Source organism: Citrobacter sp. Cs237, from assembly GCF_030332325.1.
GTDB classification, from domain to species: Bacteria; Pseudomonadota; Gammaproteobacteria; order Enterobacterales; family Enterobacteriaceae; genus Citrobacter_A; species Citrobacter_A sedlakii.
In genome coordinates this window covers 177139-200447 of record NZ_JAOWIB010000094.1, presented here as the reverse complement: position 1 = coordinate 200447, position 23309 = coordinate 177139, and the positions used below count along the sequence as shown (strand labels likewise).

The window sequence follows — 23309 nt, the reverse complement described above, 5'->3', positions numbered from 1 at the left end:
CCGTCGGGGAAGAATGTTGTGAAAAAAGACTTAATATAATTATTGGTTAATCAATGAGATAACATGGAATTTGAGATAAATCTTAACTTGTTAGTTGCAATGCTTAACTAAATTTTTTTATGATATAAACAGTTTGGCCCCAATTGACCTGTTCGGTCTAGACTTTTCTGTTCCTTTTCAATGATTTAGCTTATTTCTTTTTCCCTTGTGAAATTTCGTCTATCAGATTGTTTCTCTCCCATAATCCGGCAAAACGCGCGGCATTACTGGCGGTATAACGCACGGTATGGCGAATATTGCGATGGCCGAGATAGTCCTGAATAAGTCGCGTGTCCGTCCCCCTTTCGGCAAGTTCATAACCGCAGGCGTGGCGGAGCATATGGGGATGGGTATGGGTGACGGTACCGGCATCAATTCCGGCCGCGCGAATGATGCGATACGCCTGCTGACGCGACAGTGGTGTACCCCGGCGGGAAATAAACACCGCGTCGGTGCGGCCTGCCCCACGCCAGTTCGCGCGCTGTTGGCTCCAGCGTTCGACGGCTTCACGTTCATCAAAGCGCAGCGGGTGAATGGTTGAAAAACCATTCTTCAGCCGTCGGATATTAATACGCCCCTCATGAAGATCGAGGTCGCGGTAATGCAGGCCGAGGAGTTCACTGATCCGCATCCCGTGACGGAATGCCAGCAGAATAAGGCAATAATCCCGTTCTCCGGTTGGACCGTGACGAGCGGCCTGCATCATCGCCTGAACTTCTTTGCCGGTAAGATAACGACGTCGATTCACAATACATTACTCCTGAATGGGTTTCTGCTAATGAACACCTGTAAAAAACCATGACGATTAAAAAATAATCGACGATGTTAAAGGCGTATTATATGCGGGGAAATAATCACAAAATGGTGATTACATTACTTTTACACATGAGGAAATCATTGCCACATGATAAATCTTATTTTTATTTATTTTAGGGATTACCACAACCGAACCCGAAGGCGTTAATGTCAGGTGGTTAAAAATAAAAGGAAAATAGTTCGCGTTGCCGATATTTTCAGCGAAAGAAGATAAGCTGAATGGTTTAACCTTGGGATTAATAAAAATCTGATATCCAGAGTGATTACAAGGATATAATAAGTATCGCAATTATTAATTACATGAACATGCCTGAACGATAATCATAATTAACATAGGGTTAATGTTGATTAAACTGCGGTAAGCAGAAGGTTATTTTTTAACACCATCCATGGCGTTAGCTTTATCAGAGTGAAAGAGCGTTACGTTGTTTAAGTTTTGTGTCGTCCCAGATACCATAAAAACGCCCGGCGTTGCTGGCGGTGTACCAGACGGTGTGGCGGATGTTACGGTGGCCGAGGTAGTCCTGGATCAGGCGGGTGTCGATTCCCATATTGGCTAAGGCGAAGCCGCAGGAGTGGCGAAGCATATGCGGATGGATTTCCAGCGGCAGTCCGGCGTTATCGCCAGATGCGGAAATGATTTGATAAAATTGCTGGCGAGAAAGCGGGTTTCCTTTTCGTGATAAAAATAACCATTCGCTGTCGGAGTGCGGATACGTTCCGCGAATATCCAGCCAGTTTTTCAGCGCCTGGATTTCTTCACCTAATAAAGGATGGGTGGTAGAGAAACCCTTTTTCAGTCGATGGATATAAATACACTTTGATTTAATATCAATGTCTGAAATTTGCAGACGGCAGATTTCGCTGGCACGAAACCCGTGGATAAAACACAGTAGTGTCAGGCAGTAATTGCGGGCAGCGTGAGGTCCGGTATTGGCTGCTTTGAGAAGCGACTCTATTTCATTCTGAGTCAGGAAGTTCCTTTTTTTGTTATCGGCGCTGTTTTTCATTAGGTTCCCTTTTTTTTGCAGGCATGCAACTGTTCTGCTCATCACCATCAATCCAATGGCTCTTCCGGTTTTACTCGTTATTTATAGGCACTTTGTCGGGGGTAAAAATCGCCTGGCCCCTGCTGCGCTGAACCGGATAGTTAAAACGGCGGTTGTTCGTTAGGTCATGACGTATTGCCATTCCCTGGGGAAAGCCTCCTCGGACATCTCGCGGTGTAGTGATGTTTAAGACTGAAAAAAAACGGTTTTCCGGGTGGTTTCCACGTCCTGTTCATTCTTACTCCTCTGGATGATGAACTCAGAAGCCCCTGTGGTTGATATAAACACACCAACCGCGCCAAATGTATTGGCCTTTAATCGGCATACGCAACGACCACGTTTTTCGTGGGCGGAGATCCCGACAACCAGGCAAATAGGGTGCAAGTGACTTCAGTGAATACGAAGAACATTATGGCAGCCTGGCTAGCATTCACTGCAATACTACAACAATGATTAAACCATACTGCAAAAAACAGCCTGAGAATAGTCATAATAAGCACAAGCGGGGGTATTGGCGCAAAAATCATATTTTATCATGACCAGGATGATTCCCGCTTAACGCTAAAAAGTTACCGGCTAAACGTGTATTCTTCACCGTCGACAGGGATAAGTTACCCACCATTTCTTGCAGGTTATTTAATCAGGATGTTTGTAATAGCCTATTTTCATTCAAAAAAGTTGTTGGCGTGCGTAACGATTCACCAGGCTGCTTTGTTTGGGGAAATTTTGCGCAGTGGGTATATTTACCCTAACGCAAAGCGCCAGCACAATATAGGTTGTCAGGATGAAGAAATACTTTGCAACAAAAAGGCACCAGGCGAGTAAATAATAACGCAGGCAACTAATATCGTAGTGAAACTGACTTTACCGGGTACGATCCGACCGCAACATCGCGAGCGTCATATCGGGTGATACATTGCTCTGCTATACCTCTTTATCAGTACTTACTGGAACGCTACCCGCAGGTTAAGGCTGTCATGCCCTTGGCGAACGCAATACAGATAATGCGTATTAGGATTAATCCTAATTTTGAGTACGGTATTACGTTATTGCGCAATTTTTCAGCATGAAGATGATCAGATATAGGGCTATTTGTTGCAACTATGTTTACTTATGCTGATGGTATTGTTCTTACTGATACAGCAAGAAAAAATATTAACAAAAATATTAATGCTGACTTTTATTTTTCCTTAGCTTGCTAAATTTTATTTTATTGCGTTTTGTATCAAGGCAAAATAATATTTATTTAATCTTAAGTGGGGCTTACCACTGTCTCTCTATTAGCGGCAATGTTAATGCATTGTCAGGCTACTGCAATACCTTATACCTCGTATTATCACGAACGGATTGTGAATATTATTAGCAGGACAACGCGAAGGGAGGAATACCGGATATTTAGTGTTCGGTGAAAGTAAACATTAATTATATGTGACAAAAGAGCAAGATAATGAAAAAGACTATTCAAGCAACTGCCGTGTTGGTCAGTATATTCCTCTCTGGCGCAGCCAGCGCCGCAGGAAGTGTACCGACTTTTAAGGGAGCTGGTGGCAATGTTGAATTTACCGGTGAGATTGTTGACAGCTCGTGCAATGTCACCTCGACCTCAAAAAATCTGCATGTCGATCTGGGCCATTGGGCGAAAAGCTATTTCACCAGCGTGGGTGATGAGACGACAAAAAAACCGTTCAGCATCAATGTGGATAATTGCCCGGCATCCGTAACCTCGGTGGCGGTATTATTTGACGGGCAAAAAGATAAAACGGATCCCACGCTGTTGGAAGTGGCCGCCGGTTCTGCAGGAGGCACTGCGGCAACCGGCGTTGCGATAAAACTGTATAACGCCAGTAATGCATCGCAAATTCAGTTGGGTCAGTTATCGGAAGCCGTGGCGCCGGTCAGTGCAAAAGCTCAGCTGGATTTCCTGGCGGATTATCGGGCCACCACGACCACTGTGACCGCCGGTCCCGCAAACGCGACGGCGACGTTTTTGATGGTCTACAACTGATTCCCGTTTGGGCAGGCGTAATGCCTGCCCGGTCAGCGTTCCTGTTCTCTTTTTCCTGATGGTTATTCGCAATGAAACACATTCTTGCCGCTCTGTCGGCATCTTTATTACTGCTTAGCATAACGGCTCAGGCTGGCATCGTGATGGGAGGAACCCGCGTAATTTATCAGGAAGGGAAGCGGGAGGCGTCGATGACGGTAACTAATGCCGATACGCAAACACCGTATCTGGTGCAATCCTTTGTCGATAATGTCGCTGAGGGCGACCCGCGTCCGGTGCCGTTTGTGGTAACGCCGCCGCTGTTTCGGCTTGAGCCTGAGCAGCAGAACGTGCTGCGTATTACTTTTACCGGCGGCGAACTGCCTGCCGATCGGGAATCCGTCTTCTGGTTGAGTATCAAAAGCATTGCGCCGTCGCAAAAAGATGACGTCAATAAGTTGCAGATTAACGTCAAATCCCGTTTCAAACTCTTTTATCGCCCTGCCGGGCTGAAAGGAGAGGCTAACCAGGCCTGGCAAACGTTGACGTTTAGCCAGAACGGAAACCAGTTAGTGGCCACGAATCCCACGCCGTATTACGTCTCTTTTTTCTCTCTGTCGGTGGGCGGGTACGACATTTCTCAACCGGGAATGATGGCGCCTTTCAGTACCCGGACGTGGAGCGTTAACAACCACGGAACGGTGAAATGGCGTGCGATCAACGACTTTGGCGGCGTGACCGACTATGCGCAGCAGTGACGCTAACAACGAACGATGCCGGGCGACAGCACCGTGAAAGAACGCATTTATTCTGCCTCCTGTAACCGGTCCGGCCTGCTGTTGGCCACGCTGCCGACGGTGTTCATACTGTTGTTGCATCAGCGGCTGGCCTGGGCCGATGATTATTTTGATCCGGCCTCGCTGGAGTTAAGCGATCCGCAGCAAAAAATGGCGGATCTGCATTACTTTGCCAAAGCGGGGGGACAGCAACCGGGAACGTATCCTGTCGGCATCTGGGTCAACGACCAGCAGATCGCGCAGGAGAACATCACCTTTGTCGAGGATAACGGGACGCTGCGGCCAGTCCTTACTGCCGCACAACTGGAGGAATACGGTGTTAACGTTAGCGCGTTTTCCGCTTTCGACCGACTGCGTGAAGGGGAGACTTTTACCCGCATAGAACAGTACATTCCCGATGCCAGCAGCCGGTTTGAGTTCTCGACCCAGCGCCTTAACCTCAGTATTCCGCAAGCGGCGATGAAGATCATGAGCCGGGGCTACGTTGATCCCGCCCGTTGGGATGACGGGATCCCGGCCGCGTTTGTGGATTACACCTTCAACGGTTCGCAAACCCGTCAATCCGACGCTGATGGACGTTCCAGCTATCTGAATTTACGCAGTGGCGTGAATCTTGGCGCGTGGCGGTTGCGCAATATTTCGTCAATGCAGTATGACAAAACTCGCCGCTGGGACGCGCAGAGCACCTGGCTGCAGCGGGATATTCGTTCGCTGAAAAGCCAAGTGCGTATGGGGGATACTTACACCAGCGGCGAGGTGTTTGACAGCGTGCCGTTTCGTGGGGTGCAACTGATGTCGAAAGACGACATGCAGCCGGACAGCATGAGCGGTTTTGCTCCGGTGATTCGCGGCGTCGCGCACAGTAACGCGAAAGTAACCCTCTCCCAGCACGGCTATGTGATTTACGAAACCTACGTCTCGCCGGGCGCGTTCGCCATAAAAGATCTCTATCCCACCGCGCAAAGCGGCGATCTGGAGATCAACGTTAAAGAGAGCAACGGTACTGAGCGCCGCTGGACGCAGCCGTTCGCGGCGGTGCCGTTTATGCTGCGCGAGGGGTTAACGACGTACAGCCTCAGCGCAGGGCGGTATCATGCCAGCGGCGATGACAGCCGTTCCCCTCTGTTTATGCAGGGCACGCTTTTTTACGGTCTGCCGGATGAGTTGACGCTGTATGGCGGGACGCAACTGGCGGAGGATTATCATGCGGTTGCCCTTGGCGCCGGTCATGGGTTAGGCATTCTGGGCGCGTTGGGCGCGGATACCACCTGGGCGGCTACCGCAACGCCGTCCGGAAAACGTTACGCTGGTTATTCGGTACGTGCGCAGTACCAGAAGAATTTCACCGGCACTGGCACCTCTTTCAGTCTCGCCAGCTATCGATACTCTTCCAGCGGCTTTTATGATTTGAGCGAGGCGGTGACGCTGGAGCGTCGCGACGGACCGCGTTGGAACAAGCGCAGTCGCGAGGAAATCACCCTTAACCAGACTCTGGGCGAGGTGGGGAGTCTTTCCCTTTCTGCCTATGCCCAGGCGTACTGGCACAGCGACCAGCGCGAACAAACAATGCATGCTGGCTATTACAGCGCCTGGAAAAGCATTTCCTGGAGTCTGGGGTATTTTTACACCCGGTCGGCAGGGCATCAGGAGGCTGACCGTTCGTGGTCATTCAATATGACTATTCCGTTGGGCGGCGCGTTGTCCGACAACGCTGTTAGTTACAACACCGCGACGGATAATCACGGCGACACCTCGCACCAGTTGGCGATGTATGGTTCGGTGCCAGGACAGGCGAATCTGAATTACGCCCTGCAACAGGGATACGCCAACCAGGGGCAAGGGAACAACAGCAGCGCCTCGCTGGAATACCACGGTGGCTACGCCACCACGCAAATAGGCTATCGTCGCGATCCCGACAGCAGCCAGCTTACCTGGGGCGCGTCGGGGTCTGTTGTCGCTCATCCCCATGGCATTACCCTGGGCCAGAATGTCGGTGACAGCTTCGCCATCGTTCGGGCGCCGGGGGCGACGAACGTTGCGATTCAGAACGGCAATAACGTTCATACCGACTGGCGCGGGTATGCCGTGGTGCCCACGCTGACGCCCTATCACAAAAACGTGATTACGCTCGATTCGGCGTCGTTGTCAGACGATGCCGACGTGGAAATGGAGGGGGCGACGGTGATCCCCGGCGGCGGCGCGGTAGTTGAAGCCCGTTATCAAACCCATATTGGCCATCGCGTACTGTTTACGTTACATCACGGTCGGCATTCGCTGCCGTTTGGCGCCAGCGCACAGGTTCAGGGTGATGAAGGGGCGATGAGCGGTATCGTCGCTGAACGCGGCCAGGTTTATCTGAGCGGCGTTCCCAGCGACGGCGTTCTGGAAGCGCGATGGGATGAGGGCGGCGTGGCGCGTCGCTGCGTGCTGCATTTTCATATTGACGAGTCGCAAGCGCATAAAACGGTCAAGGCTATCTCTGGCCCCTGTCTCTGAATTACGAGGACGTTGTCATGTCAGTCATTATTCGCATCATCACCGGACTGTTGCTGCTGGCGGGAACAGTCAGCCAAAACGCATGGGCGGAAACTTGCCAGGCCAGTACCCGTCAGATGACGATTAACTTTAATAATATTCGTTACTTACCGGCGTTAGGCACCCATATGCAAATGAGCGCCACGATGCAGGCTAACGGCGGCGGTATTCACTTCACCTGCGACCAGCAGAATGCGGCATCGTCTTTGAAGAAGATTGTGTATAACCAGAAGGGACAAAGCATTGCCACGATCAACGGACATGCAGTGTTCAGCGCCTCGCTGCCAGGTATTGGTTATTCATTAAGTTTTCAGTGTGACGGCGGGCCGCAAACCTTTATCACCGCCGGTTCGTCGACGGTGGTCTGCGACAGCGCAACGCTGCCGGCCATGCTGTCGGCGCGTGAGATCACCGTCACCCCGTTCGTCACGTTTTATAAAACGGGCGATATTCAACTGGTGAGTAATAACCACGCCTCCTCCGGCGCGTTGCCGGGGGTAGGCACTCTGACGCTGAGTGACAACGGTGGTGGCAACGGGACGCTGTCCACGCATGACGTGAGCCTCGATCTGGCGGCGATGAACGTGGACATCGGCAACAGCGGCAGCTGTAGCGTCGCGACCGGCAGTATCAAGGTCAACCTGGGGAAAGTGAAGCGGACGGATTTCACCGGCGAAGGGACGACGGGCGGAACGCCGACGGCGTTTTCCATCCCTGTTTACTGCACTGCGCCTGTTGAACTGCGGATCGGCTTTTTTGGTACGCCAGCGGTAAGCGGCAGCCGCGACGCGCTGGCGGTTGTCCGTACGTCGGGCGGCGCGGAGGGGGTGGGGGTCAGACTCAGCTATGGTAATAACGGTGCTGGCGCTCCGGCTGCCGGTACGCGGGTGACGCTCAACGACGCGGTGTCGCCGATCGTGAAGCATATGACGGCCTCCAGCGCATCGGCGGCGACGCCGGTGAATTTTATCGCCCAGTATGTTCAGACCGGCGCAACGGTGACGGCGGGTTCGGCAAATAGCAGCGCGACCTTCGTGCTGGACTACAACTGAGACGACTGGTTAAAGATGATAAGCCGTGATGGTGCGCACCGTTCCCGTCAGGGTGTCAGACACCTCCACGTCTGTTGTCTGAATGGGCATACCGGACGCGCGCAGGCGCTGAATATCGGCGGCGATACGCTGGATGCCCAGCCAGAAAAGTCCGTCGAGCGCGTTTACCGCCAGTCCGCTTTCCAGCGCCAGACGCAGACGATCTTCAGGCTGTTTTGTCTCGCTGGCCACCTGCTGATAAGGCGCGGTAGTAAGGGTTTGATCGTCCATACGGCGAATGCGGGAGGATAAGCGGTAGCGAAACGCGTCCGGGACGCGACTGAGATCGGCGCTGATGCTATAGACCTGCCCGCGACGCTTTTCATTGATCAGCACGCTTTTCTGGGTAAGCGATAATTCTTTACGCAGCTTATCGATGAGCTGTGGTGTGCGGGTGAGCAATAAACGAAAGGGCAGTTCGAAGCTGGTGACGTAATCGACATTGAGCAACGCAATCCGGAGCCGTTCTTCAACGCCCGCCTGCTCCTGCTGACACTCTGCCAGAACGTCCTTCCACTGGCTGGCAATACGCGGCGATTCATTGATCTCGGTGAATTGATATTTCTCAATCAGATAATCGATACGCCTGGCCATGTTGCTTTCCTTCCTGTTCGCTACGCATCTCCCCGTGTGGCACAACATAGCATAGAGAAAGCCGCAGAATACAGCGACAAGTCCAGCAAAACGTGTTTAAGAACGCTTAAAAAAATTATTTTATTAATGATTTTTCAATCGGTTAGTTATATCACGCCAGTTAAGACTATTTAATTACGTTATCTGTGGTCCTCCGCATACAATTTGACCATGTCTCGCTAAAGGTGAATTTAACAAGGCAAAAAACTATTTTAATAATGAATTATTAATACGGCAATAAAACTATGGCTATATATATCATAAGCAACGATAATTACTTGCAGGAAGGAATCGTCTTATTAGCAAAAGATGCAGACATGGACATCATGATAGAGACCATACATCATTTGCCTGTTGACCAATTGACGTTTGACGATACGGTTATTTTACATCTACATCTGAATAATAAATGTTGTGCAAAGGATATTCCTCGGCTGAACAAGACATGCAAGCTTATGATTATTCAAAACGCGCAAAAAAATGCCTTAATTTGTGACGCGGATATGATCATCAACGCCAGAGAGTCGCTTTCGGCCCTGATGATGGCGATAACGCGCCTGGTGAACATGAAGAAAAGTAAAGCCATTAAAAATCATCTACTTAACCGGGTAGAGAAGATTATCATTCGTGAGTCACTGGAAGGAAAAGATATCAATCTGATCGCCAAATCGCTCTCGCTACCGCCTAAGCGGGTATATACCTATCGCAATATCGCCTGTAAAAAACTTGGCGGTAATAAAATTCACGATCTGTTATTAATCAAAGAAAATCTATTGGAAGAAGGTTTTTTGTTTTAATGGCGTCAGCCCTGTGTACTACAGGGCTGTGCCTGAGTGAGGCTATCGCGCGCAATAAAAGAGCGGGCGCTGACCAATGGTGAACAAAAAGCCATGAACGCCCTGGTTGAGAATGGAGTAGCTCACGTTTTTGTCCGGATAGACGTAAAAATCAGGCAGAATATCGGCCAGGAGTTCATCCGGTAAGGTTTCAATAATTTCAAATTTATTGATTCGGGTTGAGTGGAGGTGATACGAATCCTGGTTTTCATTCCAGTCGTATGCAACATCCCGGCGGATCCGGCCTTTGAGCTTACCGTCTTCTAAATAGGTTCCGCTGACCGCCACAATGCCATTTTTGTTGTCCAGCGAGTACATATAGTTCAGCGTAATGTTCGCGCGGACGTTGTTATAAAATACCACCACAGAGGCAGAACATTCTTGTTTATTGTGATATCTGTACATAAACACGTTATATAACGCGCCGACGAGCATTCCGGCAGCTAAAAACACCGCGCTGATCGTTATTATTGTTTTTTTATTCACTTTCGACTCCTCGGAAAGAGAGAGTGATGCAACCTGCTACCGGAGATTTTACGTACTCCTTCCGGCAGACAAAGACCGACAGACCGGGGGAGGTTTTGGATACCGGGAAGTAAACCCAGGGGAACTTTTTGCAGTCGAGCCCTGAACTCAGGATCAGGGACTTAAATCGTGCATAATTGCTTTTATTGTCGTGGCTGTCGTCTTTGGTATAGAAACGGCAGCCCTGAACCTGCTCGACGAAAGCATAATCTTTAAAAAACGGTTTTGTGTCGGTCACATGCCAGAAAAAATGCACGCCGACCGCGCCAATGAGAAACGCTGCGACGATGAGCAAAATGCTGGCGACGCGCGGCAATCTGGCTGTTTCTTTGGCCTGTACCGCGGGTGCGGATGCGGGTTCTGGCTCGTACGGCGCTACAGCTTCCGTTTTATCGTCAACGTCCAGTTCGTCTTCGCCTGCCAGCGTATCCACGGGCGCTTCTGCCATCTGATTCGCCGCGATGCGGGTGATTTTTACGCTTTTATCAATTTGAAAACCTTTACGCGGCACCGTGGCGACCAGAATACGATCTGTTTCCCCGACGGCGCGCAGGCCGCGACGAACGATAGAGATATTCTGGTAAAGGGTGTTCGCCGGAACCAGCATACCTTCATCTTCCCATACCTTCTTGAAGAACTCCTGCTGGGTAACCACGTCCGGAGACGCTTCGAGCAGCAAAAGCAGACAACGACTGGCGGGCGTTGTCAAAACCACGTTAAGTTCAGGATTTGACACTGAAATTAACTTTTTACTGTCGGGTCTGAATTCAATATTATCGTTGATTATCCAGTACATATATGTTCACGATGGGGGAAGTTAGACAGAAAGATACTTAAGTGTAGATAAAGTCTGAACATAGTATTACATATAAAATATGCGAATACAGTAGTTGGTATCATTTATGAAACTAATGTTTTTATCGCTGTTATTTACATATGTCTCTATTATATAAAGCAATTTATTAACATATGAGATATCCTTTCGTTTATACACATCCATTGCTCATCAGATTATCAACTGCATTTTCTTGACGGAATTGAAATTCTGTTTTAACCACGCGATTTAAGACAAGTTAAAAGGCAGCCAGCGAAGCCTGGGTTTAAAACAGGAATATTGATGAGTTTTTTTGATAGATTTTTGCCTTTTATGGCGAGTTTTTTGAATGAGTTGTTCGGGTGAAGCGGCCAAAATTAATCCGTCAGGGGAAAATTTCTTAATTTCCCTGAAATATCAAATAAAACATCTTAAATAATCTTATATTTAGATTTTTGTCTGGAAAGTGCTGTCTGTGGTGAGGACTTACTCATTCGAAAATTAGAGAGCAAGTAAGGCTATTTCGGCGCTATGCTTAGCAATAAGACGAATAACGAGGCAATGTCATGGATAAAGATCTTCAAGATGCGGGTTACCGTGTCTACACCGGCGAGAAAATTGATGTCTATTTTAATACGGCCCTCTGCCAACACTCGGGAAATTGCGTCCGCGGCAATAGCAGGCTTTTTAACCTGAAGCGTAAGCCGTGGATTATGCCTGACGAGGTGGATGTCCAGATCGTGACGCAGGTTATCGACACCTGTCCAAGCGGCGCGCTGCAATATCGTCATAAGTAGGGGGAAAGATGGAAATAATTGAGGGTCACAATAAATTTTATGTGAATGATGCGCAGGGTAACCAGGTCGCCGAAATTGTCTTTGTGCCGACTGGAGAGCATTTAAGCATTATCGAACACACCGATGTGGATGCCAGCCTGAAAGGGCAGGGCGTCGGGAAACAGTTGGTGGCAAAAGTCGTGGAGAAAATGCGCCGTGAGAACCGTAAGGTGATCCCACTTTGCCCGTTTGCGAAGCACGAGTTTGATAAGACGCGGGAGTATGACGATATACGCGCATGAGAGGGGCGCTGTTACGCAGTGATGGCAGGGCGCGTAACGGGCTAATCTGACCGGGGAGGTCTGTGCTACGGTGTTATCGTCGCGGGCTGCGTGTAGCTCCAGTGGTTGCCCGCGTCGTTAATGATGTCATATGTCACAGGAGTACACGGGGGATTGCGCCCTGCGAGCGGAAGCGTCAGCGACGATCGCGGCGTCTGTTTTCTGGACATTTTAATGAGCACCAGGCATGCGCTGATGCTCGTGTACAACGGTCAGGCCGTCTGGATAACGCCAAAATAGCCGTGGATCCCCATATACAGCCCGACCAGCGCTATCAGCGCGCTGGAAAAATAAGGCGCTTTTCTTACCAGCGTACCCATTCCGCTCCAGCGCTTTGCTACCTGATGGACGCTAATCGCAGCCCCTACGCCCACTGTTACCAGGGTTAAGGCCAGCCCAAGGCTAAAACTGAGTACCAGCGTCGCGCCGAGCGTAAATGCCTTTAGCTGAATACAAATCAGCAGAACGGTAATAGCCGCCGGACAGGGAATAAGCCCGCCGGTCAGACCAAACAGGATGATCTGCCCATTGCCGACGCTTTTGCCGTGAAAGCGTCGCTCAATGTCTCGGGCATGGGCTCGTTCATGGGCATCCTGGTATTCCTTCGACCCTGCCGTTAACCCTTCCAGCCCGGCGTGATCGTGATGATGGTCGTGATCGTGATGATGGTCGTGATCGTGATGATGGTCGTGATCATGTTGATGGTCATGATCATGTTGATGCTCGTGATCATGTTGATGGTCGTGATCGTGTTGATGGTCATGATGATGGCGATCGTCAGCGTGCTGCATGTCGGCTAACCAACTGCGTTCACCGGACCACGTCCGCCAGAACATCCAGCCCGCGGTTGATAAAATGATGGCCGAGGAAATTAACTGAAGCCAGGGTTCAACGGCGGACGCGGTGAACGCTTTGCTGAGAGTCATGCCGCCGAGGGCAATAAGCCAGACGACCGCCGTGTGGGAAACCGTTGCTGCCAGTCCCAGCATGATGGCCTGTTTGACGGTTCCTTTAATGGCGACAATAAATGCCGCCATCATCGTTTTGGAGTGTCCCGGCTCCAGCCCGTGCAAAATGCCGAGGAGTATGGCGCTGGGAATAAAAAACCATGCGTTGCCTTGCTGAAGAAGCGTTGTGAATTCACCCATGATAATGATTCTTGGTTGACTATTTTCGACGAATTCTACTCCCCCCCAGTACCAAATACTACCCCCCAGTAAATGCGTAATGCTATAATCTTCCTTGTTTTATGTTAAGGAGGTGTTGCTATGTCGCACACTATTCGTGATAAACAAAAGCTAAAAGCCCGTACCAGTAAAATCCAGGGGCAGGTGGTTGCGCTGAAGAAAATGCTTGATGAGCCGCACGAATGCGCTGCCGTACTCCAGCAGATTGCCGCAATTCGCGGGGCGGTAAATGGTTTAATGCGGGAAGTGATTAAAGGTCATCTCACAGAGCATATTGTGCATCAGAGCGAAGAAGAAAAGCGTGAGGCGGATCTGGACGTGATCCTCAAAGTACTGGACTCTTATATAAAATAGCCGGGAATCCCGTCCCGGCCCGTCATTCAGCCAAACACCGTGTGCTGATTTCGCTGAACAATATAACGTTCAATATGTTTATAGCCGCTGATCGTTTCCAGTGCCTGAAGCAGACAGATAACGCCTTTCGCATCGGCGTGTTGCCGCAGCGCTTCTTCGCAGAGGCGCCGGACCGAGGGCGGAAATGTCAGTTGCTGCAGCGCAGCCGTCAGTTCCTGATAAGCCCGCTCGCCATCCCCCCCATAAAGAAAAATAAGTACCGTGCTCAGCGCGCGCGTTTCTTCTTCGTAATAACTCACTGGTGACTCCCGTCCATTTTCTTCCCTGAGCCTGGACTCAATTACGTCTGTGCAAAGGTCCCGTTGTGCAATCACTCTCTTTCATCAGTACAGAATAGACATTTTTGTCTTCTGAAACGGAATGAGAGTGGATAAACAAAGCGTTGATCCGTCCACCCATGCGTTTTTCGATGCGCTGTTTGTAGGCATATACGCTGCGAATATCCATATCAAGCGCCTGGGAAATCTGATGCGGCGTACTGCCCGCGACCATATGGCCCAGGATGGTGAATTCCATCTGCGTCAGGGTATTACCCTTAGTGAACGACAGATGACGCCCGATAAACACCTGACGGATTTTTTCATTCGCGACGTCCAGTCCATCATCATGATAAATGATGGCGGACACCGCAGGATGATATTTCCGCCAATAATTTGCCAGCGACTGCATATTTCTGTCGCTAACAAGGATAATGCCCATGCGGGTACTTGCCAGATATTCAATCCACTCTTTGTCCAAAAACAGGCGTAAAAAGCTGATCGAGAAATCGACAAAAATATACCCACTTAACCTGGCGTTGTGATTATTCGCTAAAATACCTTCAATAATGCCTTTATTAAAATAGACGCTTTCTTCAGGCCACATGCAAAAACAGGCATTGGCGCAATATTGTAAACGTGGCGATTTCTCTGGCATTATTTTACAGTGCAAAGTACAACTACTACATGTAAGCCTTTTTATTTTTTCATCCAGCCCCATATTGAGAGCCCCCCTATCCGTGATAATTTGATAATTTCATCCGTTTTAAAACATGTCAATACTCTACAAAATGTGTATTCGATAGAGTAAAAATCCTAAACTTACGTTATTGCTATTATTCCTAAAAAAACAGTTTTTAGCTTTAGACATAAAAATGCGTTTAGTCTAATTCTGAGCGGTGTTATCCGGTTGCGTAAAAGACGTGCAAAAAGCCACCCAGGAATTTTGCTACATCTACCAGGAATAGTTATATTGCAAAAATGTTGGTTTTATAGCCGCAGATAGCATTTATCGTTAAAAGTTGAGCATCTGTTACAATGTCTGAAGCATTTGTTACATTGTGCTTGTGTTAAATTATAAAGCCTTGTTTATCAGTCTGTTTGTTTTTTAAACCTGAGGCTATGATATCGGGAGCTTCCGCATTACGCATCTAAAATGGTCTTAATTAAGAAATTGTGATCCAGTTAAAACTTAATGCTCTTGATTTATAACAATTTTACTGGAAATTGCATGATCGTGTTTGCACATCTATTATATATAGGGTGATCTCTTTTTAAGATTTTTGTAGCATGATATTCATCATGTAAATGCGAGTATGCACACGGTGCTTGAGAATTCCACACACACAATATGTTACACTATTAATAACCTGGTTGACTTTCACCCGGGTGACCGCTCCTTAACCAATAAAATCACAGAAAAAAGCGTCACGCTGCAAACACCCGCCTGTTTTATTCTTTTATATTTAATTGAAAATGAAGGGGCGGTTATCCCACAAAACCAACTCGTTGAAGTAGGTTGGGGAGAGAAGAACACAATCACGTCAATGAATACGCTATATCAGACGGTTTTAACGTTACGTAATGCTCTCGCGGAAGTGGGGCTTTCACGCGATCTGATTAAAACCATTGCTCGCCGCGGTATAATGATTTCAGCAAATGTTCATTGCACAGATGTTTCTCCTGCGGAAGGCGTGGGAAATGTTGACAGGGAATTACATGCAGAATCTCCCCCCGACAGAAAACGTTCCTTTTTTAAGCTTACATTCATTACCGGGACGCTTTTGGTGTCGACGCTACTGGCCAGCGTCGGGGTTTCGGTGGCGGTATTTACCCCGGCGGAATCCCTTTTTTCCGCTTATACACTTCTTGATGCAACCTCAATATCTTCGTGCACAGTGTTATTACATGGTAAGAGGGCATTAGATACACGGTATGTGCAGTTTATGGGGCGAAATAAAGATATTTGTCATCATCATAGTTTTGTCTTTATTTCAGGGATGAGCAAGGCGAAAAATATTGGCGCTATCGTTTGTCAAACGGATATTCGACTCGATCCCGCCGCGCAATGCACAACCTGGTACTCCATTCATAATGAAAACTAAAACGATCTCGCTGATGTTGGTTATTCTCCTGGTTCTCGCGACCGGGGCGGCTTATTGGTACTCAGAACTGCGCCAGCCACATATTAACTGTAACGGGCGAGTGGTCTGGGAGGTGAATGATGAAATGTTCAAAGGGGATTTGGACTTTCAAATGCAGGGCGGAGAAGGGGTGGTGATTGTGACCGGCGAACTGGTGATGCACAACGATGCGCATTATAAAGTCAGCCGGATAGCCTATTTCACCTATCAGAATGTGCGCGACAATTACATTCTTCATACGAATAAACTGGTACGCTTTCCCACTGATGAGCTATTGCAGACCGCCGGGATCAGAGCGATGCCGCCCATTTACCTGACCGACGATACGACGTTTTCGCTGGTGATAAAGTCGTGGAAGGAAGGATGGGCGTTCTCCACTATCGGCGCGCCCTCGCTGCTGTGCAGTGATGAGGAATAACGGCCCTTGCGGGCCGTCTGAAGCTAGCCGAAAAACATGACCGACACGCAGAGCAGCCCGACAATCAGGGTGATCAGATTGCCCAGTGAGCGATGGGGTTTTAAAGCCGGGATGAGATATGTCGACAGGGTCGGCATGATAAACAGAATCATGGCGATCAGCGGTCCGCTAATGGCATAAATCATTGAGATCGCATTCGGGTTGATGCAGCAAATCACGAAGGTGATGGCGGAAACCAGAAGAATCGACAGCGCGCGGTTGAAGGCGCGGCTTTTCTTCACACCAACTTGCTGTAAACCGGTTCTGACCACTTCGGTCGCCCCTTCAATCACCCCAAAGTAGGTTCCCAGGAAAGACTTCGACATGGCCACCACGGCGACCACGATACCGGAAATCGACAGCCATGCGGGGGCATGGGGCATCATTGATAACGCTGAAAGGATCGTCACGCCTTCTGCTTTCGCCGCTTCTATATAGGAAGGGGGAATCGACAGCAGGCAACTAAAGACAAAGAACAGCACGCTCAGGCAGATGATCAGATACGCGACCTTCATGATTTTTTTGCATTTACCCATGGCCTGCTCGCCATATTTCTCACGTCTGTCGATGGCAAACGTCGAAATAATGGGCGTATGGCTAAAAGCGAAAACCATCACTGGAATGGAGATCCATACCTGATGCAACGTGTGCTGATCAAACGCCATTTGTCCGGTGAGCAGCGAGGGCTGCCAACTGCCGGTCAAATACAACGAGAGAAATAAAAAGTACGCGATAAGCGGGAAAACCAGAAATCCCATTACCCGAATCGTCGCATGACGGCCCATCAGGAAAATCAGGTTCAGGATAAGCACCACGCCAAAACTGACCGCCATCCGCACGCCGGTGTTAATGGCGATATGTTTGGCTAATTGTTCGGTCAGTGAGTTGGTAATGGCGACGGCATAGATCAACACCACGACAAAGAAAGCGATAAAGTACAGCGCGGTGATCAGGCTGCCGATCTTCTTACCGTAATAGTGCGTCACCGCGCCGGTAATGCCTTCGCCCGCGGACGTTTTTGAAGAGAGAATGAACTGACACAACGCTTTGTGCGGCCAGTATGTCAACGGCCAGGCGACCAGCGCGGTGATAAACAGAACAATCGCCCCTGCCGAACCGAGCTGGATAGGCAGAAACAATGTTCCAGCGCCCACGGCCGTACCATATAAGGCGAAGCTCCAGAGCGTTTCTTCTTTTGACCAAATTTTCGACATTATTTGAACGTATCAACTATAAATTAAACAAAAAGAAGCGCAATTTACCATAAATGGGCGTAATGAGTGAGCAGAGAAGGGAAGGGGGGATGGCGGCAGAAACTGCCGGAAGCGCAAGGATCCCGGCAATTCAGTGAATAATCAGGCAGTAACGCGCTGCTGGCGATGCTTCACAATCCGCGCGCGCAGGGTGTCATACATCCAGTTGTACAACATGGTATAGGGCAGGAAGAACAGGAAGAAACCGATTTCGAGTGTAAACGCCTGTAGCAGGCTGACGCGCAGAACATACGCGACGATGCTCACGCCGATCACAATAAATCCGCACTCAAAACCCAGCGCGTGGAGCGCCCGCACTTTGGCTGTGCGTTTGAGCAGATGCGCGGGCCAGACGCGATCAAACAAAGCGTTATAAATGATATTCCAGATCATCGCCGTGGTCGCCAGCAGGATCGTCAATCCTCCCATTTCCAGCACCGAACGCTGCATTAACCATGCGGCTGTGGGCGCGAGGATCGCCGTGGCGATCCCCTCAAAACAGACGGCGTGAAAAACGCGCTCCAGTAGCGATCTGCGTTGAATATCGTTGTGTTGCATACTTCACCTTTTGAAAAACGCCCGGAACAGGGCATGGCGAGCATTTTATCGTTTAATGTGATATCTAAAAGATAGAATCCATCGATAAAGTAGATAGTTCATGCGTTACTCCCCTGAAGCACTGACCGCGTTTGTCGAGACGGTTGCCTGCGGATCGTTTTCCGCGGCGGCGCGCAGGCTGCGCAAAAGTCAGTCCACCGTCAGTACAGCGATTGCACATCTTGAGGCCGATCTTGGCATTACGTTGTTCGATCGCACCTCGCGCCAGCCGGTACTTACCGAAGAAGGTAAGAAGGTGCTCGGCTACATTCAGGCTATCTTGTCCGCCAGCGATCGGCTGGATGAGGTGGCGCTGTCGCTGGCAGGCAAGACCGAAGCGCGCCTGACGTTTGTTCTCTCGGATACCCTGCATCCGGACGTTCTCGAAGCGTTGATGGCGCAGTTTGACCGCCAGTTTCCTCATACGGAATTTGAGTGTCTGATTGGTGAAGATGTCGACGTTATCGACCTGTTGCAAAAAGAACGGGCGCAGGTCGGTTTGACGGAAGCGAAGGATCATTATCCTACCGACATTGGTGCGACCCGCCTGCCGATGCAAACCTGGATGGGCCTTTACGTCGCCGCCTCACATCCCCTGGCCGGTGAGGAAAAAGTTGAGTGGGACAGGTTGCATACCTGGCGCGAGCTGCGGCTTAACACGTATCTGGATAATGGCGCCCAGCTTGCCCGTGGTCCGGTGTGGTCCGCGCCAAACTATTTGTTGTTGCTCAGCATGGCTGTGCAGGGGTTTGGCTGGTGCGCGCTACCTTGTGCGCTTGTTGAAGAGTTTGCGGCGGAAAAACCGCTGGTGCAGTTGGATGTGCCCGGCTGGCCCAGGGCAATCTCAATCGATCTGCTCTGGAATAAAAAATCTCCGCCTGGCGCGGCTGGAAGCTGGTTGAGATACCATCTCCAGCAGGGTGGTATGGGGGAGTGAAGGCGGCAGAAGGATTTCCTTTGTGATAAAACTCACCTTTCTTAAACAATCAAGATAACTATTTTTAACAATCCTCTACTATTGCGGTGTTCTTTTGCGCAGAGGTCGTAATGAAAGAGGTTGTGATCGTGGGGGCGTTACGCACGCCCATTGGTTGCTTTCAGGGAACGCTGGCGCGTCATTCTGCCGTGGAGCTTGGCAGTATGGTGGTTCGGGCGTTGATCGACAGCAGCGGCGTAAATGCGCATGCCGTTGATGAAGTGATCCTCGGCCAGGTGCTTACCGCAGGGGCAGGGCAAAACCCGGCGCGTCAGTCGGCAATTAAAGGCGGGCTGCCGAACACGGTTTCTGCTATCACGATTAACGACGTCTGCGGCTCCGGGCTGAAGGCGCTGCATCTGGCGACACAGGCGATCCAGTGCGGTGAAGCCGACATTGTGATAGCTGGTGGACAGGAGAATATGAGCCGGGCGCCGCATGTACTCACCGACAGCCGAACGGGCGCGCAACTTGGCAACAGCCAACTGGTGGACAGCCTGGTGCATGATGGTTTGTGGGACGCGTTCAATGATTATCATATGGGCGTCACCGCCGAAAATCTGGCGCGGGAATACGGTATCAGCCGTGAATTGCAGGACGCTTATGCGCTCAGCTCACAACAAAAGGCGCGCGCGGCGATCGACGCCGGGCGTTTTAAAGCCGAGATCGTGCCGGTGGTAACGCAGCGTAACGGGCAAACCGTGGTTGTCGATACCGACGAACAGCCGCGAACCGACGCCAGCGCAGAAGGGTTGGCGAGGCTCGATCCGGCTTTTGATTTACGTGGCTCCGTGACCGCCGGCAACGCTTCATCGATCAATGATGGGGCGGCGGCGGTGATGATGATGAGCGAAGCAAAAGCTCAGGCGTTAAACTTACCGGTGCTGGCGCGTATACGTGCGTTCGCCAGCGTTGGCGTAGACCCTGCGCTGATGGGGATTGCGCCGGTCTATGCCACTCGCCGCTGTCTTGAGCGGGTCGGCTGGCAACTGGCCGATGTGGATTTAATCGAAGCGAACGAAGCGTTTGCGGCGCAGGCGCTTTCCGTCGGGAAAATGCTGGAATGGGATGAACGGCGGGTTAACGTCAACGGAGGAGCGATTGCGCTGGGGCATCCTATCGGCGCGTCCGGCTGCCGAATTCTGGTGTCGCTGGTCCATGAGATGGTCAAGCGGAACGCCCGGAAAGGCCTGGCAACCCTGTGCATTGGCGGTGGGCAAGGCGTCGCGTTAGCTATTGAGCGCAATTAACGATTAATTTCATTTCTTTTCCCTTTTTTATATTAATCCCTTTAATGCCGTTATATAAAATGTGACGGCATTCACGCGCATTGTTTTGAAATAAGTAAAATCCTATCCGTAAACATCTGCTGTTTTCGAAACCCATCCTTTATTTTTTCAAACAGACCCTGTTCTAAAATAATCAATCAGTTGATAGTTATAAATAATAAAGTAACGCAGGTTATTAAGTGTGGGGTTCTGTAATCTATTGTTTTTAATGTTTATTTATTTAAATTAAATTCCAGGGATGGGTTTTAATTAAATTAAAACGTGACCGTAATCGTTATTTATGGCGTTTGAAGGCTTTTTTGTTTGATATTCATCACGCCACGGACGTCCATTTTTTTTGAAACAAATAATTACGATCGCGATCACTAAAATGGTGGTGTTAAAAAAATAAAATGCAATTCCATAAAAAAGAAACATCATTTTAATTTGAGGATAGGATATGTTTAAAAAAACTCTGGGCCTTGCGTCATTAATTGGTGCGTCGTTTGCCGCGCAAGCGGTGACTGTCGACTTGCGTCATGAGTATATTGATAGCGGCACCAACGCCGACCGTGTGGCGGTGTCGCACCGTTTCGATAACGGCGTCGGTTTTTCTGTTGAAGCAAAATGGAAATCTGGCGGAGATAAAGCAGATCAGCCATTCTCTGACGTTGTGGGTAACGGCCACGAAGACTCACTGAGCTGGCGCTGGAAGGCGACTGACAATATTGCCATCACACCGGCGATGACGCTGGAAAGCACCGACAGCCGCACCATTTACAAGCCGAACATTCACGTGCAGTACAGCTTCGAAAATGGATTTTATGTCGCGGCGCGTTACCGTTATGAATACACACGTTATCCGTCAAGCGATAATAAAGACGATGACAAAGTTAACCGTGGCGATGCGTGGATTGGTTGGGTCATGGGCGACTGGCGTACCGAACTAAACTATGTTTACGCCAAAAGTACTGAAGGCGAAATTCGCAATAACAACAAAACCTACTCCAACGAATACAACGCCAAGCTGGCGTATAAATGGGATAAAAACTGGGCGCCTTATGTCGAAGTGGGGAACGTGGGGGTGAAAACCTCTGACGAACGTCAGACCCGCTTCCGTGTGGGCGTCGCTTATTCGTTCTGATTCAGCGGTACCCTCATTGTCTTATTCCCCCGGCGCAGTCAGCCGGGGTTTTTTCGTTATTGCCGGGGGCGCCAGGCATCACCGCGAAATAAACCCATCGAACATTCAGCAAAGTTAGCCATAAAAAAAGCCCTCCAGGAGGAGGGCAAGGCCAGTTACAGAAGCACACAGGTCGCGCCTGCGGAACAGGCGCTCAATCTCACAGTCGCAATAATTCCGGTTGTTCGGGCAGTCTGGCGAGATAAATTGCCGGTTTGCCGTCTTTGTCAGAGCTGAATAATACCGCGCGATCGTCCGGAGTAAACGACGGATGCGGGTGGGTTACCTGGCGGCTGTTAGCGACTGTCGCCCAAGAGGTATCGTGACGGGCAATCCGGAAATAGGCTTTCTTCGCCACGTCAAAGCCGTATAAATAGGGGTCGTTATCAATGGTGTATCCGCCAGTGTCTTTGACGTCTACCGGCGTACCGGAGCCATCGCCGACCAGCAACGTGCCGTCAAAGTTACTCATCAGATGCGAGCAGGCTGGCATTGGCATAATGTCTTCATTGATGCCGGTGTCGGGGTTATAGCTGGAAATTGTGCGTCCCTGCTGCCCTTTCAGATAGGAAACATACACCAACGCGGAGCCGTTTGGCACCCAGAACTCATGGGTGCAGCTTTCGCCTTCTGCATGATCTTTCACTTTGCGGATATTGCTACCCTCTTCGTTAACCAGCCACATCCGCGCGTCGATCAGATCGTGTGGTCCCTCATGGCAAAACGCGACGGTATTGTCGTCAAAGGGGCGATAGATCGGATGGCCCAGCCAGATCTTTTCTTCATGAATGACCGCGCTTTCTCCACTTCTCAGATCCACCCGCAGCAAGCGACAGTGTGGACCTTTATGGAAAAAGTCGTGGAAGATTTTCCAGTCGTTCAGCGGCGTCCAGTCGCGTTTGGCAATCTCAATGCCGACCAGCTTCGTACAGTCGCTATTTGCCACCCAGGTGCCATAACCGACCCATTCATCCGGTACGCGATACACTTCGCGCTCGGCCAGGGTACTGAGATTGACTTCAAACAGCGTACGATCGTTTTTCACGTAATACAGCGCGCTATCATCCGGAGATAAAAAGCCGCCAAAGGTGTTGTCGCCCGCGCCTTCGGTTAACTGAACGGCCTCGGCTTTTGCAATGTCGAGTAAATAGTAGTTCCAGTGGCCGTCAAACTCCCCAGCGAACAGCAGGTGGCTACCGTCATTAAAGAAACATTTTTGATAAAAGTAGTTTCGGTGACACGTTACTTCCGGTGGGGTCAGACGCGTAACTTCCACGCCTGTATCCGGATCGCGACTGACCTCATAGTTCAGTTTGACCCGCATGCCTTTAGCCATG

At 49.9% G+C, this 23309-nt stretch carries 24 protein-coding genes; 13 read left to right on the top strand and 11 right to left on the bottom strand.

Translation table 11 applies throughout. The features are described 5' to 3' along the window. Positions 1 to 190 precede the first annotated feature (190 nt). Positions 191 to 787, bottom strand: a complete 597-nt coding sequence (locus tag OGY07_RS07830) for a tyrosine-type DNA invertase (RefSeq protein WP_286599773.1) — start codon at positions 785 to 787, stop codon at positions 191 to 193. Between the two features lie 472 nt (positions 788 to 1259). Then, complete coding sequence (locus OGY07_RS07825; RefSeq protein WP_042289022.1) at positions 1260 to 1865, bottom strand: tyrosine-type DNA invertase; 606 nt, start codon at positions 1863 to 1865, stop codon at positions 1260 to 1262. Between the two features lie 1486 nt (positions 1866 to 3351). Between OGY07_RS07825 and OGY07_RS07820 the strand changes: the two genes are divergently transcribed. The 4 genes from OGY07_RS07820 (at position 3352) to OGY07_RS07805 (ending at position 8272) form a co-directional block, all read left to right on the top strand. Further along, entirely contained in the window at positions 3352 to 3909 is a 558-nt protein-coding gene (locus OGY07_RS07820; protein ID WP_072197076.1) for a fimbrial protein, read from the top strand. A gap of 71 nt (positions 3910 to 3980) precedes the next feature. Beyond that, a complete protein-coding gene (locus OGY07_RS07815; RefSeq protein WP_286599770.1) occupies positions 3981 to 4646 on the top strand; it encodes a fimbrial biogenesis chaperone in 666 nt (221 codons plus the stop codon). A gap of 15 nt (positions 4647 to 4661) precedes the next feature. Beyond that, positions 4662 to 7181: a fimbria/pilus outer membrane usher protein gene (locus OGY07_RS07810; protein ID WP_286599768.1), complete on the top strand. Its 2520-nt coding sequence runs from the start codon at positions 4662 to 4664 to the stop codon at positions 7179 to 7181. Between the two features lie 17 nt (positions 7182 to 7198). Then, a complete protein-coding gene (locus tag OGY07_RS07805) occupies positions 7199 to 8272 on the top strand; it encodes a fimbrial protein (protein ID WP_286599766.1) in 1074 nt (357 codons plus the stop codon). Between the two features lie 9 nt (positions 8273 to 8281). Here OGY07_RS07805 and OGY07_RS07800 read toward each other — a convergent pair whose 3' ends face one another. Then, on the bottom strand, positions 8282 to 8905 hold the full coding sequence (locus tag OGY07_RS07800; protein ID WP_286599764.1) for an ECs1377 family protein: 624 nt from the start codon (positions 8903 to 8905) through the stop codon (positions 8282 to 8284). A 284-nt stretch (positions 8906 to 9189) separates the two neighbouring features. On the opposite strand from OGY07_RS07800, the gene OGY07_RS07795 reads away from it, so the two are divergent. After that, entirely contained in the window at positions 9190 to 9741 is a 552-nt protein-coding gene (locus OGY07_RS07795) for a hypothetical protein (protein ID WP_042289006.1), read from the top strand. A 42-nt stretch (positions 9742 to 9783) separates the two neighbouring features. On the opposite strand, the gene OGY07_RS07790 is transcribed toward OGY07_RS07795, so the two are convergent. After that, a complete protein-coding gene (locus OGY07_RS07790; RefSeq protein ID WP_072197074.1) occupies positions 9784 to 10266 on the bottom strand; it encodes a YqeJ family protein in 483 nt (160 codons plus the stop codon). Beyond that, positions 10259 to 11101 carry a winged helix-turn-helix domain-containing protein gene (locus tag OGY07_RS07785; RefSeq protein ID WP_042289001.1) on the bottom strand — a complete coding sequence of 281 codons (843 nt, stop codon included), beginning with the start codon at positions 11099 to 11101 and terminating at the stop codon, positions 10259 to 10261. Before OGY07_RS07785 ends, OGY07_RS07790 begins: the two co-directional genes overlap by 8 nt. A 584-nt stretch (positions 11102 to 11685) precedes the next feature. Here OGY07_RS07785 and yjdI point away from each other — a divergent pair. Together yjdI and OGY07_RS07775 are read left to right on the top strand one after the other, a co-directional pair. Then, entirely contained in the window at positions 11686 to 11916 is a 231-nt protein-coding gene (gene yjdI, locus OGY07_RS07780; protein ID WP_042288998.1) for a 4Fe-4S mono-cluster protein YjdI, read from the top strand. An 8-nt stretch (positions 11917 to 11924) separates the two neighbouring features. After that, on the top strand, positions 11925 to 12197 hold the full coding sequence (locus OGY07_RS07775; protein WP_042288994.1) for a GNAT family N-acetyltransferase: 273 nt from the start codon (positions 11925 to 11927) through the stop codon (positions 12195 to 12197). Between the two features lie 251 nt (positions 12198 to 12448). Here OGY07_RS07775 and OGY07_RS07770 read toward each other — a convergent pair whose 3' ends face one another. Further along, positions 12449 to 13384: a nickel/cobalt efflux protein RcnA gene (locus OGY07_RS07770; protein WP_286599760.1), complete on the bottom strand. Its 936-nt coding sequence runs from the start codon at positions 13382 to 13384 to the stop codon at positions 12449 to 12451. 120 nt (positions 13385 to 13504) lie between these two features. Here OGY07_RS07770 and rcnR point away from each other — a divergent pair, with 120 nt between their 5' ends. Then, positions 13505 to 13777, top strand: coding sequence for a Ni(II)/Co(II)-binding transcriptional repressor RcnR (rcnR, locus tag OGY07_RS07765; RefSeq protein WP_042288990.1), 273 nt, complete (start codon positions 13505 to 13507; stop codon positions 13775 to 13777). A gap of 26 nt (positions 13778 to 13803) precedes the next feature. On the opposite strand, the gene OGY07_RS07760 is transcribed toward rcnR, so the two are convergent. Both OGY07_RS07760 and OGY07_RS07755 read right to left on the bottom strand, forming a co-directional pair. Further along, complete coding sequence (locus tag OGY07_RS07760) at positions 13804 to 14076, bottom strand: hypothetical protein (RefSeq protein ID WP_042288986.1); 273 nt, start codon at positions 14074 to 14076, stop codon at positions 13804 to 13806. 37 nt (positions 14077 to 14113) lie between these two features. Beyond that, positions 14114 to 14815, bottom strand: coding sequence for a helix-turn-helix transcriptional regulator (locus OGY07_RS07755; RefSeq protein ID WP_042288985.1), 702 nt, complete (start codon positions 14813 to 14815; stop codon positions 14114 to 14116). A 595-nt stretch (positions 14816 to 15410) separates the two neighbouring features. On the opposite strand from OGY07_RS07755, the gene OGY07_RS07750 reads away from it, so the two are divergent. Together OGY07_RS07750 and OGY07_RS07745 are read left to right on the top strand one after the other, a co-directional pair. Next, positions 15411 to 16199, top strand: coding sequence for a winged helix-turn-helix domain-containing protein (locus OGY07_RS07750; protein ID WP_205612309.1), 789 nt, complete (start codon positions 15411 to 15413; stop codon positions 16197 to 16199). Then, positions 16189 to 16656, top strand: coding sequence for a YqeJ family protein (locus OGY07_RS07745; RefSeq protein WP_060569451.1), 468 nt, complete (start codon positions 16189 to 16191; stop codon positions 16654 to 16656). The genes OGY07_RS07750 and OGY07_RS07745 overlap by 11 nt, the downstream gene beginning before the upstream one ends. Before the next feature lie 23 nt (positions 16657 to 16679). Here the strand turns inward: OGY07_RS07745 and OGY07_RS07740 are convergent, their stop codons facing one another. Together OGY07_RS07740 and OGY07_RS07735 are read right to left on the bottom strand one after the other, a co-directional pair. After that, positions 16680 to 17909: an amino acid permease gene (locus OGY07_RS07740; protein ID WP_042288978.1), complete on the bottom strand. Its 1230-nt coding sequence runs from the start codon at positions 17907 to 17909 to the stop codon at positions 16680 to 16682. A gap of 141 nt (positions 17910 to 18050) precedes the next feature. Next, the gene (locus OGY07_RS07735; RefSeq protein WP_286599753.1) at positions 18051 to 18506 is read right to left on the bottom strand and encodes a multidrug/biocide efflux PACE transporter; all 456 of its coding nucleotides are present in this window, start codon (positions 18504 to 18506) and stop codon (positions 18051 to 18053) included. Between the two features lie 100 nt (positions 18507 to 18606). On the opposite strand from OGY07_RS07735, the gene OGY07_RS07730 reads away from it, so the two are divergent. The 3 genes from OGY07_RS07730 to OGY07_RS07720 all read left to right on the top strand — a co-directional run bounded on the left by OGY07_RS07730 (position 18607) and on the right by OGY07_RS07720 (position 21933). Further along, on the top strand, positions 18607 to 19482 hold the full coding sequence (locus OGY07_RS07730) for a LysR family transcriptional regulator (protein ID WP_286599750.1): 876 nt from the start codon (positions 18607 to 18609) through the stop codon (positions 19480 to 19482). Between the two features lie 110 nt (positions 19483 to 19592). Then, entirely contained in the window at positions 19593 to 20771 is a 1179-nt protein-coding gene (locus OGY07_RS07725; protein WP_286599748.1) for an acetyl-CoA C-acetyltransferase, read from the top strand. 478 nt (positions 20772 to 21249) lie between these two features. Further along, on the top strand, positions 21250 to 21933 hold the full coding sequence (locus OGY07_RS07720; protein ID WP_042288972.1) for an oligogalacturonate-specific porin KdgM family protein: 684 nt from the start codon (positions 21250 to 21252) through the stop codon (positions 21931 to 21933). 199 nt (positions 21934 to 22132) lie between these two features. Here the strand turns inward: OGY07_RS07720 and OGY07_RS07715 are convergent, their stop codons facing one another. Further along, a complete protein-coding gene (locus tag OGY07_RS07715) occupies positions 22133 to 23308 on the bottom strand; it encodes an oligogalacturonate lyase family protein (RefSeq protein ID WP_060569449.1) in 1176 nt (391 codons plus the stop codon). Between the last annotated feature and the right edge of the window lies 1 nt (position 23309).